The organism is Streptomyces sp. WY228, from assembly GCF_019287315.1.
Lineage (GTDB): Bacteria > Actinomycetota > Actinomycetes > Streptomycetales > Streptomycetaceae > Streptomyces > Streptomyces caviscabies.
This window is the reverse complement of sequence record NZ_CP079114.1, coordinates 3603984-3621544: the sequence shown is the minus strand read 5'-3', so window position 1 is coordinate 3621544 and position 17561 is coordinate 3603984. Positions and strand designations below refer to the sequence as shown.

Here is a 17561-nt window from a genome sequence, read left to right as displayed (position 1 = left end):
TTTCGCGCGAAGGATTTCATGGCCCGCGCCGCCTCCCCGTAAAGGGACAAGCGCGGCGAATTCCCCCAGCCCCCTCTACGGCTTTTCTTCGTAGATGGGGTGTTTGAGCATGGGTGGGGGTGCGGGTTACCAAGGTGGAGCAAGCCCGGACAGCACGCCGGGTCCACTCACCTTCGGAGGACTTCCTCGTATGAAGCGCGCAACGAACCAGCACACCATCCGCCCGTCCGCCTTCCGCGTCCGTGGCGCCGTCCTGGCCGCCGGCCTGGGGGCGTCCGTGGTGCTGGGTGCCGGAACGGCGTTCGCCTCCAGCGGCACCGAGGCCGCTGCGGCTCCCCTTGCCGCGAACACCACCGCCAACTCCGTCGCCGCGCAGGCGACCGCGCAGGGCAAGGCCGCCGACGCGGCCAAGAAGGCGGCCGCGAAGAAGGCCTCCGACGCGAAGAAGAAGGCCGAGGACAAGAAGAAGGCCGCGAAGAAGAACGCCGCCTCCTGGAAGACCCCGGTCAAGAAGTACACGCTGACCGCCAGCTACGGCACCGGTGGCGCCCGCTGGGCCGCCAAGCACTCCGGCCAGGACTTCGCCGTGCCGATCGGCACCACGGTCACGGCCGCCCACACCGGCACCGTCGTGAAGGCCGGCCCGAACGGCGCCGGCGACGGCCCCGCGTACGGCAACGCCGTCGTGATCAAGCACTCCAACGGCAAGTACTCGCAGTACGCGCACCTGTCGAAGGTCAACGTGAAGATCGGCCAGCACGTGAAGACGGGCCAGAAGATCGCCCTGTCCGGCAACACCGGAAACTCCAGCGGCCCGCACCTGCACTTCGAGATCCGCACCACCCCGAACTACGGCTCGGCGCTGAACCCGGCCGCGTTCCTCCGCTCGGTGCACGTCTCCATCTGATCCGGCCCGGCGTAACCGCGCGGCTCCCGACCGGCCGCCTCTAGGCACCCGGCGGCCGCGCAGCACAACCGAAGAGCGTTCAGTGGACCCGTTACACCCCGGTACCCGGGGCGTGCGCCCGGGTCACCCGATCGACGGCGACGTCGAGGACAGCCTCACGGCTCACTCCTCGGGGTCGCCGTCGGCGTTCCCGCGGGTCCGGCGGCCCGGCGGGAGGCGTTCCGCCGCAGGGCGTGGCGCTGCTCAGTCCGACGGCTGCCGCTGGTCCGCCATCCGCAGCACCGGGAAGCTCCCCGTCACCGTCGGCGCGTGCTCCGGCAGCCACAGCACCGCGATCGCCCCGCCCGTGCCCTCCGCCGCACCCGAGGGCGCCGCGTTGCGGAAGGTCAGCCGGGCGCCCAGCACCCGCGCCTGGCCCGCCGCGATCGTCAGGCCGAGCCCGTGCCCGTGCCCGGCCCGGTCCACGGAGCCCGTACGGAACCGGCTCGGCCCGTCCCGCAGCAGCTCCTCCGGGAACCCCGGGCCGTGGTCGCGGACCCGTACCACCCGGCCCTCGACCGTGACCTCCACCGGGGTGGAGCCGTGCTTGGCGGCGTTCCCGAGCAGATTGCCGAGGATGCGCTCCAGTCGGCGCGGATCGGTGGAGACCCACGACTCATGGATCACCCGTACGGTCACGTCGGGGTTCAGCAGCCCGATCCGGCGGCTGACGAACTCGCCGAGCGGCAGTTCCTGGAGCTCCGCCCGCTCCGACGCGCTGTCCAGGCGGGCCACCTCCAGCACGTCCTCGACCAGGGTGCGCATCGCCTGGGCCCGGTCCCGTACCAGCTCGGTGGGGCGGCCCGGCGGCAGCAGCTCGGCCGCCGTGAGCAGCCCGGTCACCGGGGTACGCAGCTCATGGGCGATGTCCGCGGTGACCCGGCGCTCCGCCTCGATCCGTTCGTTCAGCGCGTCGGTCAGCGCGTCGACCGCCCGCGCCAGCTCGTCGGTCTCGTCGCGCACGACGCCGCCGACCGCCTCCCTGACGCGTACGTCCGTCTGCCCCTGGGCGACCCGGCCCGCCGCGGCCGCCGCCTTGCGCAGCCGCCGGGAGAGCTGGCCGCCGATGAGCACGCCGAGCGCGCAGCCGCCGAAGACCACCGAGACCGAGCCGATGATCAGGGCCCGGTCCAGGTCGTCCATGATCGTGGCGGAGCGGTCCGCGAACCGGGTGTGCAGCGAGAGCACGTCGCCGTTGGCCAGCGGCACCGCCGCCCAGACCTCGGGAACCCCGTCGGAACTCTGTGTCACATGGGTGGCCCGGCGGTTCTTGCGGACCTCGTCGCGCAGGCTCTGCGGGATCGTCGGGTCGTTCAGCTTCGCCCCGAACTTCGGCCCGCCCCTCTGCATGCTCGTCGCCTCGTAGAAGCGCTGGGCGCCCAGCAGCCGCTCCAGCTGCACCTCGCGGGCGTTCTCGATCATCGATACGCGGGCCGCGTTGTGCACCACGAGGCTCAGCGCCACCGCGATGAGCGCGCCGACCGCCGCGATGGCGATGCTGATCTTCCAGCGGACACCGGTCCGCAGCGCCAGTCGCTTCATCCGGGCCTCAGCCGCGCAGTTTGTAGCCGAAGCCGCGGACCGTGTCGATCCGGTCCTGGCCGATCTTGGTGCGCAGCCGCTGGACGTGGACGTCCACGACCCGGGTGTCACCGCCCCAGCCGTAGTCCCAGACCCGCTCCAGGAGCTTGTCGCGGGACAGCACGGTGCCCGGCGCCGACGAGAACTCCAGCAGCAGCCGCATCTCGGTGGGCGTCAGCGCCACCTGCTCACCGGCGCGCCGCACCTCCATACCGTCGGTGTCGACCTCCAGATCGCCGAAGACCAGCACCCCGCCGAGCGCCTCGGTGTCCTCCTCCGTACCGCCCTGACCCGGGCCGTCCGGTCCGGCCGCGTGGCCGAAGCGGCGCAGCACCGCCCGGATGCGGGCGACCAGGACCGCGCCGTCGAAGGGCTTGGTGACGTAGTCGTCGGCCCCGGCCTCCAGGCCGAGCACCACGTCGATCGAGTCGGCCCGGGCGGAGAGCATGATCACCGGTACGGTCGACTCGTCCCGGATGCGGCGGCACAGGCTCACCCCGTCCAGGCCCGGCACCATCACGTCGAGCAGGGCGATGTCCGGCCGGTCGGCGCGGAACGCCTCCAGACCGGAGAGCCCGTCGGGCATCGCGGTGACCGTGAAGCCGACCCGCTCCAGGGCGAGCTGGGTGGCCTCGCGGATGACGTCGTCGTCCTCGACGAAGAGGACGTGGGTCTCGGCCATGGCGCTGCTTCTCGCTTTCCGTTCCTGCCCGGTTCCACCGGCGTGACGTCGTTCCTGCCCGGGGCCGGAGCCGCCGGGTGTCAGTTCCTGTCCGGCTTCACCGGTCCGTCCGAGGGAACCGGCTCCGGTTCCACCGGATCCACCGGCTCCGACTGCACGGGCAGATCACCGTCCGCGCCCTCGACGGCACGGCTGAAGTCGTTGTGCACCCGGTCGTGCTCGGTGAAGCGGTCGCTCGCCCAACGGTAGGTGACCACCTCCGAGCCGGAGGGGGACGACAGCGGATCCTTCGACCCGTAGACCTGGGTCGTCACCACCAGGTCGCCCCGGTCGATCGTGCCGTAGACGGCGGGGACCTCGGCCGAGAAGACGTTCTTGTACGCGCCGTCGTCGTCCGCCCGGTAGACGTACGTCCCGACGCTCACCGAGTCGGCGCAGCTCATCACGTTGACGACCACGTCGGCGGACGGGCCGCCGGTCAGCGACCCGTAGGAGGTGTCGACCGGATAGGCCTTGCCCGCGCAGGGCCTGAGCCCCTCCCTGACCTGCTCGCCCACCTTGGGGTCGCCCTGGAGGAGCCGTACGGCGTCGACCCGCCGGACGGGCGGGGTCGTGCCGGAAGGGCTGGCCTGCGGGGTGATCTGGGCGACCGGCTGACTGCCCGCGGGGCCCTCGTCGCGGGTGCCGGTGCCACCGGTGGAGCAGCCGACGCAGAACAGCCCGAAGGCGGCGAGTCCGGCCAAGGCCGTGCCACTCGCCGCCATACCGGCCCGGAAGCCCCGGCTCCGGCCCGGTCTGCCCGGGTCGTCGCCGTCGTCCGGGCCACCGGGGCCGGTCGGGGAGCCGTCCCCGAAGCCGTGCCCGAAGCCGTCCCCGCCGCTGCTGCTGCCGCTCAGGCCGCGCACCGCTCCATCCCCCGCTCGTCGTGACGCCCGTTCCGCTGCGCCGATGTGTGTGCCCTCGCCCCCCGCACCGACGTGACCGGCGACCGCTGGGCGGGGACCCGGGCGGAGACGGCCGGCGCCGCGCTCCGGTGGCTCCCGGTCTCCCGGGCGACCGCCTCGCGGCTGTCCAGCTCGCGGCTTTCCAGCTCCTGGCGCAGTCGCGCCAGCGCCCGGTGCAGCGTGCTCTTGACCGTACCGGCCGACATGCCGAGCGCCGCGGCCGTCTCCTCCGTGCTCATCTGCTCCCAGTGTCGCAGGACGACGACGCTGCGCTGCTTGGGAGCCAGAATGCCCAGAATGTCCATCAGGAGGGCGCGGTCGGCGCGCTGCTCGCTGCCGTCCTCGACGCTCGCGTCGGGCAGCTGCTCGGTCGGCACCTCTTCGAGCTTGCGCGCCCGCCACCACTCCGTACGGGTGTTGATCATGACGCGGCGCAGATAGGCGTCGGCCAGCGACTTGTCGGCGATGCCGTCCCAGCGGCCGTAGGTGCGGACCAGGGCGGTCTGCAGCAGGTCCTGGGCGTCCACGGGGTCGGGAACCAGACGGCGCGCGCTGCGCAGCAGCGCCTCCTGCCGTGTGCGTACGTAGTCCTCGAACGCGAGCACCTCGCCCTGCGCCATGACAACCGCCTCCGTCCCCGATGTTTCCCCGTGGTCACTGCTGTCGGAGACGCTACGGAGGCGTTGTCACGGCGATGTGCGGAGCAGCCGTAGGCCGGTGCACGGCTGCCCATCGGTTGTGTAACAGCGGGGTGGGGCGGGCCCCGGGAACGTCGGGTGGATCAGGTCAGCGGCAGCCGGTACCGGCCGTCGGCCAGCGGCTCGACGAGCCCGTCCGCCACCAGCCCGTCCAGCGCCCGGGCACGCTGCACCGGCTCCTGCCACACCGCGTCCAGCGCGGCCTGCGGCACCGGGTTCAGTGCGTCCCGCAACACCGCCAGCAGCCGCCCGCGCACCTGGCGGTCGGTACCGGCGTACGTCTGGCCCTTGCGCGGCGGCCCCTGGTGCGCGGGCTTCCCGGCCAGCCGCCAGGCACACCGCGAGGCGATCGGGCAGCGGTCGCAGTCCTCGTTGCGCGCGGTGCACACGAGCGCGCCCAGCTCCATCGTGGCCGCCGCCCAGCGCGCCGCCCGCTCGTCCTCCTCGGGCAGCAGCGCCCGCGCGAGCTTGCGCTCGGCGGCCGTGGTGGCGTTCGGCGGGTACTGGACGCCGGTCGCGGCACGGGCGAACACCCGGCGGACGTTCGTGTCGAGCACCGCGTGCCGCTGTCCGTACGCGAACGAGGCCACGGCCGCCGCCGTGTACTCGCCGATCCCGGGCAGCGCCAGCAGCTGGGCGTGCTCGCTCGGCACATCGCCGCCGTGCCGTTCCGTTATCGCCTGCGCGGCCCCGTGCAGGCGGAGCGCGCGGCGCGGGTAGCCGAGCCGGCCCCAGGCGCGGACCGCCTCCCCGGGCGCCTCGGCGGCCAGGTCGGCGGGGCGGGGCCAGCGGGCGAGCCACTGTTCGTACACCGGGAGGACCCGGTTCACCGGGGTCTGCTGCAGCATGAACTCGCTGACCATCACGCCCCAGGCGCCCGCTTCGGGGCGGCGCCAGGGCAGATCGCGGGCATGCTGCTCGAACCACCCGATGACGGGGGTGTGGAGGGAGGCGGCGGCGGGGGGCGTCTGGGGTGACGTCGAAGTCATGGCAGTCATGGCACTGACGATCCTGGCACGGAAGGAGGGGCGGGCGTCACGGGTGCGGGGGTGTCGCCCCGTGCGGCGGTCCCGCGGGTGCCAACGCCACCCGTTCTGTCCCCTGTGACCGTCTCGTGGCCGATTCCCGTGATGATGATCGGCAAAACTTGTGACCGGAGCGGCGGGTGGGGCCGGAGACGGCCCAGAACTCTCGTAGAGTTCGGACCGTGGGATCTATGCGCAATCCGGTCGGTCCGCTTCCCTCCAGCATCTACTGGCGACGAAGGGCGGTAGCGGGACTTCTGGTTGCGCTGCTCGCCGTGCTGATCGCCTGGGCGGTGACGTCCGGAGGAGGCGGCGGGGGCGGCCGGGACGACGGCAAGTCCGGCGGCTCCGGCCCGGCCAAGTCGATCGACCCCGGCCCTTCTGGCTCCGGCCCCGCGATCAGCCAACAGCCGGGCGGGCGCGACGAGTCGGACGAGGAGGACGGCTCCGGCGGATCGGGTGAGCCCTCGGGCGGCTCGTCCGACGGATCGTCAACCGGCGGTACGGATACGGGTTCCGGCGGCTCGTCGGGTACGGAGGCGGGTGCGGGCACGGCCGGTTCGGGCGGCGGTGGCACGGCGGGCCAGCAGGTTCCGGCCGGCTCCTCGCTCCCCGACTGCACGCCGGCCGCGGTGCAGTTGAGCCTGCGGACGAAGGTCAGTTACGGGCCCGACGACCGGCCGAGGTTCGAACTGATCGCGAAGAACACCTCGTCGACCACGTGCAAGGCCGACTTCGGGCCGAGGAACGCGGTGCTCACGGTCACCGAGGCGGGGGGCGAGGACGACGACCCGATCTGGTCCTCGAAGGACTGCCCCGCCGCGGCCGGTGCGCTGTTCCTCAAGGTGCCGGCGGGGGCGACGGTGGTCCACACGGTGGACTGGAACCGCACGCTGTCGGCCCCCGGCTGCGCGACGCCGCCGGCGGGCAAGGCGGGCCCGGGAACGTACCTCCTGGAGGCGAAGGCCCCCGGCGAACCGGTCCAACGAGCCTCTTTCGTCCTCACCAAGGACTGACCCGCCCCCCATCCCGTCCGACGCCCACCCCAGCCCGTCCGGCGACCACTCCAGCCCGTCCGGCGCTTGAGGACGGAACCGTCGACGTGGACGGGCGAGGCGTCGATGGGGCTGGTCGAGCCCGGAAACCCAGCCCGTCCGGCGCTTGAGGACGGAACCGTCCATGCGGACGGGCGAAGCGCCTAAGGGTTCGGGCCAGCCCGTGTAAGCAAGGTCTGCTGTGGCCCAGGGTTCCGTCCTCAAACGCCGGACGGGCTGGGAGGGCGCCGGACGGGCTGGAAGGGTCAGACGTAGCGTTCCAGGATCGACGACTCCGCCAACCGCGACAGCCCCTCGCGCACACTCCGCGCCCGGGCCTCGCCCACCCCGTCCACCGTCTGGAGATCGTCCACGCTGGCCGCCAGCAGCTTCTGGAGGCCACCGAAGTGCTCCACCAGCCGCTCGATGATCGCCCCCGGCAGCCGCGGCACCTTCGCCAGCAGCCGGAAGCCCCGCGGCGACACCGCCGAGTCCAGCGTCTCCGGCGAGCCGCTGTAGCCCAGCGCCCGCGCCACCACCGGCAGCTCCAGCAGCTCCGTGTGGCTCAGGGAGTCCAGCTCGGTCAGCGCCTCGGCCACCGTGCGCGACCGTTTCGCCGTCGGTTCGGGGACGTAGTCCCGGACGACCAGCTCCCGCTCCGGCTCCACCCCGGCGATCAGCTCGTCCAGCTGGAGCGAGAGGAGCCGTCCGTCGGTGCCGAGCTCGACCACGTACTCCGCGATCTCCGTCGCGATCCGCCGCACCATCTCCAGCCGCTGCGCCACCGCCGTCACGTCCCGGACGGTGACCAGGTCCTCGATCTCCAGCGCGGACAGCGTGCCCGCCACCTCGTCGAGGCGCAGCTTGTACCGCTCCAGCGTCGCGAGCGCCTGGTTGGCCCGGGACAGGATCGCGGAGGACTCCTCCAGGACCCGCCGCTCCCCGTCCACGTACAGCGCGATCAGCCGCATCGACTGGGAGACCGAGACGACGGGGAAGCCGCACGCCTTGGAGACCCGGTCCGCCGTACGGTGCCGGGTGCCCGTCTCCTCCGTGGGGATCGAGGCGTCCGGGACCAGCTGCACCCCGGCCCGCAGGATCTTGGTCATGTCCTTGTCCAGGATCAGCGCCCCGTCGAGCTTGCACAGCTCGCGCAGGCGCGTCGCCGTGAACTCCACGTCCAGCACGAATCCGCCGGTACACATCGACTCGACGGTTCTGTCCATGCCCAGCACGATCAGGCCACCGGTATTGCCGCGGAGAATGCGCTCCAGGCCGTCCCGCAGGGCCATTCCGGGCGCGACCGCGCTCAACGAGGCGCGCATCAGCGCCTCGTTACCGGTGCCTTGGCCGGACTTTCCGGGCGTCGTCGCCCGGTCGTTGGCTGCCACTGCACTCCTCCGGTCACAGGTTTGCGGTGCCCTTGCGTCCCCCATGCCGTGTCCACGGGCGGGCGAGACCAGGGCAAAGTCTACCGGCGCGCGTTGTCTTCCTGACGAGGCTGCGGCGCCTCTTGACGAGACCGGCGCGGGAGGACCCGCAGAGCATCGCCCATGTCGGCGACTTCCGTGACCTTCATACCGGCCGGGACCTTCCCCGGATCGGTCGGAACGAGCGCGTGGGTGAAGCCCAGCCGGTGTGCCTCGGCCAGCCTCCGCTGCACCCCGGTGACCCTCCTGACCTCGCCCGCGAGCCCCACCTCACCGATCGCGACCAGGTTCTTCGGGAGCGGGGTGTCGCTGGCGGCGCTGGCCAGCGCGAGCGCGATGGCCAGGTCGGCGGCGGGCTCGGTGAGCTTCACACCGCCCACCGTCGCGCTGTAGATGTCCCGCTTGCCGAGCGCGCTGATCCGGCCGCGCTGCTCCAGTACGGCGAGCATCATCGAGACCCGGGAGGTCTCCAGACCGGAGGTGGTGCGCCGGGGCGAGGGGATCTGCGAGTCGACGGTGAGTGCCTGCACCTCGGCGACCAGCGGCCGCTTGCCCTCCAGCGTCACGGTGAGGCAGGTGCCCGGCACCGCAACGTCGCGACGGGTAAGGAAGAGGCCCGAGGGGTCGGCGAGACCGGTGATGCCCTCGTCGTGCAGCTCGAAGCAGCCGACCTCGTCGGTCGCCCCGTAACGATTCTTGACGCCGCGCACCAGCCGCAGCCGGGCGTGCCGGTCGCCCTCGAAGGAGAGCACCACGTCCACCAGGTGCTCCAGCAGCCGGGGCCCGGCGATGGTGCCGTCCTTGGTGACGTGGCCGACCAGCAGCGTGGCCATCCCGCGCTCCTTGGACGCCCGGATCAGCGCCCCGGCGACCTCCCGGACCTGGGCCATTCCGCCGGGCGCGCCGTCGATCTCGGGCGAGGCGACCGTCTGCACCGAGTCCAGGATCAGCAGCGAGGGCTTCACCGCGTCCAGATGGCCGAGCACCGCGGAGAGATCGGTCTCCGCGGCGAGGTACAGGTGGTCGTTGATCGCCTTGATCCGGTCGGCCCGCAGCCGGACCTGGCTCGCGGACTCCTCGGCGGTCACATAGAGCGTGCGGTGGTCGTCGCTCGCCGCCTTGGCCGCCACGTCCAGCAGCAGCGTCGACTTGCCGACGCCCGGCTCGCCGGCCAGCAGCACGACCGCGCCCGGCACGAGCCCGCCGCCGAGCACCCGGTCCAGCTCACCGACGCCGGTCGAGCGGGCGGTGGCCGTACGGCTGTCGACCTGGCCGATCGGCAGCGCCGCCGTGGAGACCCGGCCCGCCGCGGTGGTGCGCACGGCGGGCGCGCCGCCGAACTCCTCGACCGTCCCCCACGCCTGGCACTCGGGGCAACGGCCGAGCCACTTGGCGGTGGTCCAGCCGCATTCGGTGCAGCGGTAGGACGGCCGGTCCTTCGCGGATTTCGTACGGGCAGCCATGGCGTCACCGTATAGGTGGGGTACGACAACGCCGCCCGCACGGTCGGCGCCACGGCCGGTGTGCGCGCCGTCCGTCCGCACGCAGGGCGCACGGAAGCACTCGCGAGTGCTCCTGGGCGCTCCCGCCCGAATCCATGATCTCTGTCCTCTTTCACGACTCTTTCGAGGGATACATTCACCCGTAAGGATTAAATGTGCTCAAGGGGCACTTGAGGCATGCGCTCCTTTGCCTACGGTCGCCGGGTGACGAGCAGCAGGCTGGAGACCCCCACGCACACCACCGGCGCACACCGGGCGCACCGCCGAGCCCCCCACGCTCCGGCACAGCGACCGCCCGCACGTTACGAGCCGTATCTCGACGGACTGTTCACCTACTGCCTCTCCGTGCTCTGCGACCACGACGCGGCCACCGAGGCGCTCGGCGCCGTCCTGTCGATCGCGGACCGGCAGGACGCCCGGGGCCCCACGGCCGAGGAGGAACGTCAATCCTGGCTGTACGCGCTGGCCCGGTGGACCTGTCTGCGCACCCTCGCCGAGCGCAAGCGCGGCCGCCAGGCCCACCGCCAGCCCTCCGGAACGGTCAAGGCCTCCGAGACCGGTACGCCCACGGCACCCGAGACCGGAAAGGGGGCGCACTCCACCCGGCGCACGCCGGAGCACACCCCGCCCGCCGGCCCCGCGCGGCCCCCCGCCACCCCCGAGGACGCCGCCACCCCCGCCCCCGCCGAGTCACCGGCCGCCGAAGCCCGCCGCCGGGAGCTCGCCACGCTCGCCTGGCCCGAGGCCGCGGGCACCACCCCGGAGCAGCGCGAAGCGCTCGAACTGGCCGTACGCCACCGGCTCACCCCGCGCGCCGTCGCCGCCGTCCTCGGCCTTGAGCCCGCCACCGCCCGCGAGCTGCTGGCCGCCGCGGCCTGCGAGGTGGAACGCACCCGCGCCGCCCTCGCCGTCGTCGAGGCGGGCAACTGCCCCACCGTCGCCCGGCTCACCGGCGACCACCAGGTGCTGCTCTCCGCCGCCCTGCGCCGCGAGCTCGTCCGGCACGTCGACGACTGCCCCCGCTGCCGCCGCGCCGCCGAGCGGGCGGACGCGGAGGGCCCCTGGCCTGGAGCCGCCCTGGCCCCGGTCGCCGCCCTGCCCCTCGTGGAGGCCCCCCGCCCCTCCGTGTACGTCGCGACGGCCCAGGCCCAGCGCTCCCGCGCCGCGGGCCCGCGCTTCGACCGGTCCGGATTCCCGCTCGACCCCAAGGACCAGGCAGCCCGCCGCGACCGGCTGCGCGCCCGGGTCGTGACCACCACGGTCGTCGCGACGGTGGTCGCCGCCCCCGTCATCGCCCTGTGGGCCGCGTACCGGGGCGCGCCGCAGACCGGCGAGGGCCACGACGGCACCTCGGTCACCGCCACGGAGGTGGACGGCGCCGGCGGAATGAGCGGCGACCCGTACTCCCCGTACGAGAACACCGGCCACGGCAGTCCCGGCGACCGCTTCGGCGCCCGCGTCCCGGACGTCACCGCCGAGGTCGTCAGCACCGGCGGCGCGCAGCAGGGCGACGCCCGGCTGGCGGTGACGGCCCGGACCTCCGGGGCCGTCACCACGATCACGCTGACCAACCCCGGCCGGGAACCGGTCAGCTGGTCGGCGGCGACCGACGCCCGGTGGCTGCGGCTCAGCCGTACGTCCGGCACGCTCGCGCCCGGGCGGTCCACCACGATCGCGGTCTCGGTGATCCGGGACGCACAGCCGGGCGGGCCGTGGCGGGCCCGGATCGCGCTGATCCCCTCGGGCTCCGCCGTGCTCATCGAGGGCAACGGGGTCACCTCCCCGACGACCGGCGGCCCGCGCCCCACCCGGCCCGGCACGGACTCGCCCCGCCCGACGGACCCGGGCACCACGGACCCCGGCCCCACCGACCCGGGCCCGACCGATCCGGGCCCCGGCCCCACCGATCCCGGGCCCACCGACCCCGGCCCGACCGACCCCACGGACCCGCCGGACCCGACCGACCCGCCGGACCCCACGGACCCGCCCGAACCGACCCCGGACCCCACCGACCCGACGGACCCGGGCCCCACGGACCCGGCCCCGACCGACCCGAGCCCGTCGGACCCGGGCCCGACGGGCTGACGGAGCGCGGCGGGGCCCTCACGCCCCGCCGCCGGACGTACGCCTCAGCGCTTCTTCTTCGGCGCCGGAAGCGGGTCCGCCGGATGCGGGGCCATCGGCAGCAGCGAGGACAGCCGCTCCTCGCACAGCTCGACCAGCCGGTCGTACCCCTCCTTGCCCATCAGCTCGGTCAGCTCCGGGCGGTAGGACACGTACACCGGGTCACCGGCCCCGTGCGCCGAGGTGGCCGAGGTGCACCACCAGTGCAGATCGTGGCCGCCCGGACCCCAGCCCCGGCGGTCGTACTCCCCGATCGTCACCTGGAGCACCCGGGTGTCGTCGGGCCGGTCGATCCAGTCGTACGTACGCCGCACCGGCAGCTGCCAGCACACGTCCGGCTTGGTCTCCAGCGGCTCCTTGCCCTCCCGCAGCGCCAGGATGTGCAACGAGCAGCCCGCCCCTGCCGGGAACCCCGGCCGGTTCTGGAAGATGCAGGAGCCCTCCCAGCGGCGCGTCTGGCGTTCGCCGTCCTCGTCGACGCCGACCCAGCCCGTCTCCGTACCGACGTCGTGGAACTGCCACAGCTCCGGTGTGAGCCGCGCGACGTTCTCGGCGACCCGTTTCTCGTCGTCCTCGTCGGAGAAGTGCGCGCCCAGCGTGCAGCAGCCGTCGTCCGCGCGGCCCGCCTGGATGCCCTGGCAGCCGCTGCCGAAGATGCAGGTCCACCGGGAGGTCAGCCAGGTCAGATCGCAGCGGAAGACCTGCTCGTCGTCCGCCGGGTCGGGGAACTCCACCCAGGCCCGCGCGAAGTCGAGGCCCTTCTCGTCGGACGGGTCCGGTCCGTTCGCCTCCGGCTGTGACGCCTGCTTGTTCGACTTCGGCTTCTTCGTGGCTTTGTCCTGCTTAGCCTTTTTCGTCTTTGGCACGCGCCCAGAGTAAGTCCGACCGGCGCATGGGGGGTGGCGTCGCGGGGCTGGGCACGCACATCTGCGGCGTTGTCGTCAATCACCAACGCTCCGCGTTGACTCAATCCTCCGCCTTGCAGCTGCACGCACCCAGCCCCGCTCCTTCTCCCACCCCCCATGCGCCGGTCGGACTTGTCCCATGGCGCAGTAGCGTTCCCGTATGAGACTCGGAGTCCTCGACGTGGGATCGAACACGGTTCATCTGCTGGTGGTCGATGCCCACCCCGGCGCCCGCCCGCTGCCCGCGCACTCGCACAAGGCCGAGCTCCGGCTCGCCGAACTCCTCGACGAGACCGGCGCGATCGGCCCGCTCGGCGTGGACCGGCTCGTGGCGACGATCGCCGACGCGGTCCAGGCGGCCGAGGACAAGGGGTGCGAGGATGTGCTCGCCTTCGCCACCTCCGCGGTGCGCGAGGCCACCAACGCGGACCTGGTGCTGGAGCGCGTACGGCTGGAGACCGGCGTCGACCTCGCCGTGCTCAGCGGCGAGGAGGAGGCCCGGCTGACCTTCCTGGCCGCCCGCCGCTGGTTCGGCTGGTCGGCGGGCAAGCTGCTGGTCCTGGACATCGGCGGCGGCTCGCTGGAGATCGCGTTCGGCATCGACGAGGAGCCCGACACCGCCGTCTCCCTGCCGCTCGGCGCGGGCCGTCTCACCGGCGCCTGGCTGCCGGACGACCCGGCCGGCCCCGAGCAGGTCAGGGCGTTGCGCCGGCATGTACGGGCCAGCATCGCGCGGACGGTCGGCGAGTTCGCCCGGGCCGGCCGGCCCGACCACGTCGTCGCCACCTCCAAGACCTTCAAACAGCTCGCCAGGATCGCCGGGGCCGCCCGCTCCACCGAGGGCCTGTACGTCCAGCGCTCGCTGAGCCGCAAGGCGCTGGAGGACTGGGTGCCCAAGCTGGCGGCGATGACCGCCGAGGAGCGCGGCCGGCTCCCCGGGGTCTCCGAGGGCCGGGCCGCCCAGCTGCTCGCCGGGGCACTGGTGGCCGAGGGCGCGATGGACCTGTTCGGCGTCGAGGAGCTGGAGATCTGTCCGTGGGCGCTGCGCGAGGGCGTCATCCTGCGCCGCCTGGACCACCTCCCGGCGGAACGGGCCGCGCTGCCGGGGTGACGACGCTCCGGCATCCATGGCCCTGATCACTTTCCGCCAGGAGCCCTCGGCGCGGCGCACCGGTGCCCGTACGCTGTCCAGGTGGCAGAACCAGTGGTGCGCATCCCCGATGCGAAGGTCGCCCTGTCAACGGCCTCGGTCTACCCCGAGTCCACCGCGACGGCCTTCGAGATCGCCGCGCGCCTGGGGTACGACGGCGTCGAGGTCATGGTCTGGACCGACCCCGTCAGCCAGGACATCGAGGCCCTGCGCCGGCTCTCGGACTACCACCGGGTGCCGATACTCGCGGTGCACGCCCCCTGCCTCCTGATCACCCAGCGGGTCTGGTCCACCGACCCGTGGGTCAAGCTCCAGCGGGCGAAGGCCGCCGCCGAGAAGCTCGGGGCGTCCACCGTCGTGGTGCATCCGCCGTTCCGGTGGCAGCGCAACTACGCCCGTGACTTCGTGACCGGGATCTGGCGGATGGCCGGCGAGACGGACGTCCGGTTCGCCGTCGAGAACATGTACCCCTGGCGCTACCGGGACCGCGAGATGCTCGCGTACGCCCCCGACTGGGACGTCACCAACGACGACTACCGGCACTTCACGGTCGACCTCTCGCACACCGCGACCGCCCGCACCGAGGCGCTCGCCATGGTGGACCGGATGGGCGACCGGCTGGCCCACGTCCACCTCGCCGACGGCAAGGGCTCGGCCAAGGACGAGCACCTGGTGCCCGGCCGGGGCGACCAGCCGTGCGCGGAACTGCTGGAGCGCCTCGCCCGTACGGGCTTCGACGGCCATGTCGTCATCGAGGTCAACACCCGCCGCGCGATGTCCTCCGCCGAACGCGAGGCCGATCTCGCGGAGGCGCTGGCCTTCACCCGCCTCCACCTGGCCTCCGCGACCGCCGCCGGCGACCCGGCCGCCACGACCGTCACCGATCCGGCCGCCGCGGCCGACCCGGCGTCCGGGATCCGCCGCCCGTGACCGAGGACGCCCCCGCCCCGCGCCGCCGGGGCCGCCCCTCCCGCCGGGCCGCGTCCGAAGGACCCGACGCCCGTACGCGCATCCTGGAGGCGGCCCGTACGGAGTTCGCCGAGCGCGGCTACGACAAGACGTCGATCCGGGGCATCGCCAAGGCCGCCGGGGTCGACGCCGCCCTCGTCCACCACTACTTCGGTACGAAGGACGAGGTCTTCGCCGTCGCCGTCGAGGTCACCTTCGAACCCGCCCTGGTCATCCCCACCGTGCTCGGCGGCCCTCCGGAGCACCTGGGGGAGCGGCTGGCGCGCTTCTTCCTCTCCGTGTGGGAGGACCCCGGCACCCGTACGCCCCTCCTGGCGATCCTGCGTTCCGCGGTCACCCACGAGGCGGCGGCGAACGTCCTGCGCGACTTCGTGCTGCGGCGTCTGCTGGAGCGGATCGCGGCCGAGCTGGACGTACCGGACCCGACCTTCCGCGCCGAACTGGCCGCCTCGCACATGCTCGGCATCGCGATGCTGCGGTACGTGGTCCGCGCCGAGCCGCTGGCCTCCGCGGACCCGGAGGACATCGTCGCGATGGTCGCCCCCACGCTCCAGCGATACTTGGGCGAGGGCTGACCACCCACCGACCACCACGTCCCGTATTCCGGACAGCCTGTCCAGATCTTGGATCCGGGGCGTACGCTCGAAGGCAGTCTTTTCTTTCACTGTCGGAGGCAGTCCCCCTGCCGAAGGAGCGAGCGACGATGCCCCAGCTGAGGTCCCGCACGGTCACCCACGGACGCAACATGGCGGGCGCGCGCGCCCTTATGCGCGCGTCGGGCGTAGCGAGCGCGGACATCGGCAAGCCGATCATCGCCGTCGCCAACTCGTTCACCGAGTTCGTCCCCGGCCACACCCACCTCGCCCCGGTCGGCCGGATCGTCTCCGAGGCGATCCTGGCGGCGGGCGCGGTCCCGCGCGAGTTCAACACGATCGCCGTGGACGACGGCATCGCGATGGGCCACGGCGGCATGCTCTACAGCCTGCCCTCCCGCGACCTGATCGCCGACTCCGTGGAGTACATGGTCGAGGCGCACTGCGCGGACGCGCTGATCTGCATCTCCAACTGCGACAAGATCACCCCGGGCATGCTGATGGCCGCCATGCGCCTCAACATCCCGACCGTCTTCGTCTCCGGCGGCCCGATGGAGGCCGGCAAGGCCACCCTCGTCGACGGCACGGTCCGCAAACTCGACCTGGTCAACGCGATCAGCGACGCGGTCGACGAGTCGATCTCCGACGAGGACATCCTCCGTATCGAGGAGAACGCCTGCCCCACCTGCGGCAGCTGTTCCGGCATGTTCACCGCCAACTCGATGAACTGCCTGACCGAGGTCCTCGGCCTCTCCCTCCCCGGCAACGGCTCCGTCCTCGCCACCCACACCGCCCGCAAGGCGCTGTACGAGGACGCCGGCCGCACGATCGTCGACATCACCCGGCGCTACTACGAGCAGGACGACGAGACGGTCCTGCCGCGCTCCATCGGCACCCGCGCCGCGTTCGACAACGCGATGGCGCTGGACATCGCCATGGGCGGCTCGACCAACACGATCCTGCACCTGCTGGCCGCCGCCGAGGAGGCGCAGCTCGCGTACAACCTCGACGACATCAACGAGGTCTCGCGCCGGGTCCCGTGCCTCTCCAAGGTCGCCCCCAACGTCGCCCCCGGCGGTACGTACTACATGGAGGACGTCCACCGCGCCGGCGGCATCCCCGCCCTCCTCGGCGAACTCCACCGCGGCGGCCTGCTCAACGAGGACGTGCACTCGGTGCACTCCGACACCCTCGCCGAGTGGCTGAAGAACTGGGACGTGCGCGGCGGCTCCCCGTCCCCCGAGGCCGTCGAGCTGTGGCACGCCGCCCCCGGCTGCGTCCGCTCCGCGACCGCCTTCTCGCAGTCGGAGCGGTGGGACACCCTCGACCTGGACGCGGCGGGCGGCTGCATCCGCGACGTCGAGCACGCGTACTCCAAGGACGGCGGCCTCGCCGTCCTCAAGGGCAACCTCGCCGTGGACGGCTGTGTCGTGAAGACGGCCGGCGTCGACGAGTCGATCTGGACCTTCGAGGGCCCGGCCGTCGTCTGCGAGTCGCAGGACGAGGCCGTCGACAAGATCCTCCGCAAGGAGATCGAGCCGGGCGACGTCGTCGTCATCCGTTACGAGGGCCCGCGCGGCGGCCCCGGCATGCAGGAGATGCTCTACCCCACCTCGTTCCTCAAGGGCCGGGGCCTGGGCAAGGTCTGCGCGCTGGTCACCGACGGCCGCTTCTCCGGCGGTACGTCGGGCCTCTCCATCGGCCACGCCTCGCCCGAGGCGGCCTCCGGCGGCACCATCGCGCTGGTCGAGGACGGCGACCGGATCCGGATCGACATCCCGAACCGCTCGATCGAACTGCTCGTCGACGACGCCGAACTGGACACCCGCCGGGCAGCGCTGAACGGCGTGTACGCGCCGAAGAACCGCGACCGCAAGGTGTCGGCGGCGCTGCGCGCCTACGCGGCGATGGCGACGAGCGCGGACCGCGGCGCGGTCAGGGACGTCTCGAAGCTGGGCTGACGCCGACTCACCCAGCG

The 17561-nt window shown here is 72.9% G+C and carries 15 protein-coding genes; 7 read left to right on the top strand and 8 right to left on the bottom strand.

Annotated features, from left to right (window positions below):
* The first annotated feature begins 190 nt into the window (after positions 1-190).
* A complete protein-coding gene (locus KV381_RS15710) occupies positions 191-907 on the top strand; it encodes a M23 family metallopeptidase (RefSeq protein ID WP_030087870.1) in 717 nt (238 codons plus the stop codon).
* Between the two features lie 243 nt (positions 908-1150).
* On the opposite strand, the gene cseC is transcribed toward KV381_RS15710, so the two are convergent.
* The 5 genes from cseC to KV381_RS15685 all read right to left on the bottom strand — a co-directional run bounded on the left by cseC (position 1151) and on the right by KV381_RS15685 (position 5849).
* Positions 1151-2488 (bottom strand): two-component system sensor histidine kinase CseC, encoded by a 1338-nt coding sequence (gene cseC, locus KV381_RS15705; RefSeq protein WP_030087868.1) that lies wholly within the window; start codon positions 2486-2488, stop codon positions 1151-1153.
* Between the two features lie 7 nt (positions 2489-2495).
* Positions 2496-3209 carry a two-component system response regulator CseB gene (cseB, locus tag KV381_RS15700; RefSeq protein ID WP_030087866.1) on the bottom strand — a complete coding sequence of 238 codons (714 nt, stop codon included), beginning with the start codon at positions 3207-3209 and terminating at the stop codon, positions 2496-2498.
* 80 nt (positions 3210-3289) lie between these two features.
* Entirely contained in the window at positions 3290-3973 is a 684-nt protein-coding gene (locus tag KV381_RS15695; protein ID WP_030625806.1) for a hypothetical protein, read from the bottom strand.
* A 128-nt stretch (positions 3974-4101) separates the two neighbouring features.
* Entirely contained in the window at positions 4102-4773 is a 672-nt protein-coding gene (locus KV381_RS15690; RefSeq protein WP_030087862.1) for a SigE family RNA polymerase sigma factor, read from the bottom strand.
* A 161-nt stretch (positions 4774-4934) separates the two neighbouring features.
* Entirely contained in the window at positions 4935-5849 is a 915-nt protein-coding gene (locus KV381_RS15685) for an A/G-specific adenine glycosylase (RefSeq protein ID WP_030087860.1), read from the bottom strand.
* 218 nt (positions 5850-6067) lie between these two features.
* Here KV381_RS15685 and KV381_RS15680 point away from each other — a divergent pair, with 218 nt between their 5' ends.
* The gene (locus KV381_RS15680; protein WP_234024694.1) at positions 6068-6892 is read left to right on the top strand and encodes a hypothetical protein; all 825 of its coding nucleotides are present in this window, start codon (positions 6068-6070) and stop codon (positions 6890-6892) included.
* Between the two features lie 284 nt (positions 6893-7176).
* Here KV381_RS15680 and disA read toward each other — a convergent pair whose 3' ends face one another.
* Positions 7177-8301: a DNA integrity scanning diadenylate cyclase DisA gene (gene disA / locus KV381_RS15675; protein WP_006125491.1), complete on the bottom strand. Its 1125-nt coding sequence runs from the start codon at positions 8299-8301 to the stop codon at positions 7177-7179.
* Positions 8302-8381: 80 nt separating this feature from the next.
* Entirely contained in the window at positions 8382-9803 is a 1422-nt protein-coding gene (gene radA / locus KV381_RS15670) for a DNA repair protein RadA (protein WP_103536762.1), read from the bottom strand.
* A gap of 216 nt (positions 9804-10019) precedes the next feature.
* Between radA and KV381_RS15665 the strand changes: the two genes are divergently transcribed.
* On the top strand, positions 10020-11927 hold the full coding sequence (locus tag KV381_RS15665; protein WP_218785422.1) for a hypothetical protein: 1908 nt from the start codon (positions 10020-10022) through the stop codon (positions 11925-11927).
* Positions 11928-11971: 44 nt separating this feature from the next.
* Here KV381_RS15665 and KV381_RS15660 read toward each other — a convergent pair whose 3' ends face one another.
* On the bottom strand, positions 11972-12832 hold the full coding sequence (locus tag KV381_RS15660) for a hypothetical protein (RefSeq protein ID WP_030087851.1): 861 nt from the start codon (positions 12830-12832) through the stop codon (positions 11972-11974).
* A gap of 199 nt (positions 12833-13031) precedes the next feature.
* Between KV381_RS15660 and KV381_RS15655 the strand changes: the two genes are divergently transcribed.
* The 4 genes from KV381_RS15655 (at position 13032) to ilvD (ending at position 17544) form a co-directional block, all read left to right on the top strand.
* On the top strand, positions 13032-13982 hold the full coding sequence (locus KV381_RS15655; RefSeq protein ID WP_030087849.1) for a Ppx/GppA phosphatase family protein: 951 nt from the start codon (positions 13032-13034) through the stop codon (positions 13980-13982).
* 93 nt (positions 13983-14075) lie between these two features.
* Complete coding sequence (locus KV381_RS15650; protein WP_218787233.1) at positions 14076-14951, top strand: sugar phosphate isomerase/epimerase; 876 nt, start codon at positions 14076-14078, stop codon at positions 14949-14951.
* On the top strand, positions 14948-15565 hold the full coding sequence (locus KV381_RS15645) for a TetR family transcriptional regulator (RefSeq protein WP_218785420.1): 618 nt from the start codon (positions 14948-14950) through the stop codon (positions 15563-15565). Before KV381_RS15650 ends, KV381_RS15645 begins: the two co-directional genes overlap by 4 nt.
* A 128-nt stretch (positions 15566-15693) precedes the next feature.
* Entirely contained in the window at positions 15694-17544 is a 1851-nt protein-coding gene (gene ilvD / locus KV381_RS15640; protein WP_030087844.1) for a dihydroxy-acid dehydratase, read from the top strand.
* Positions 17545-17561: the final 17 nt, after the last annotated feature.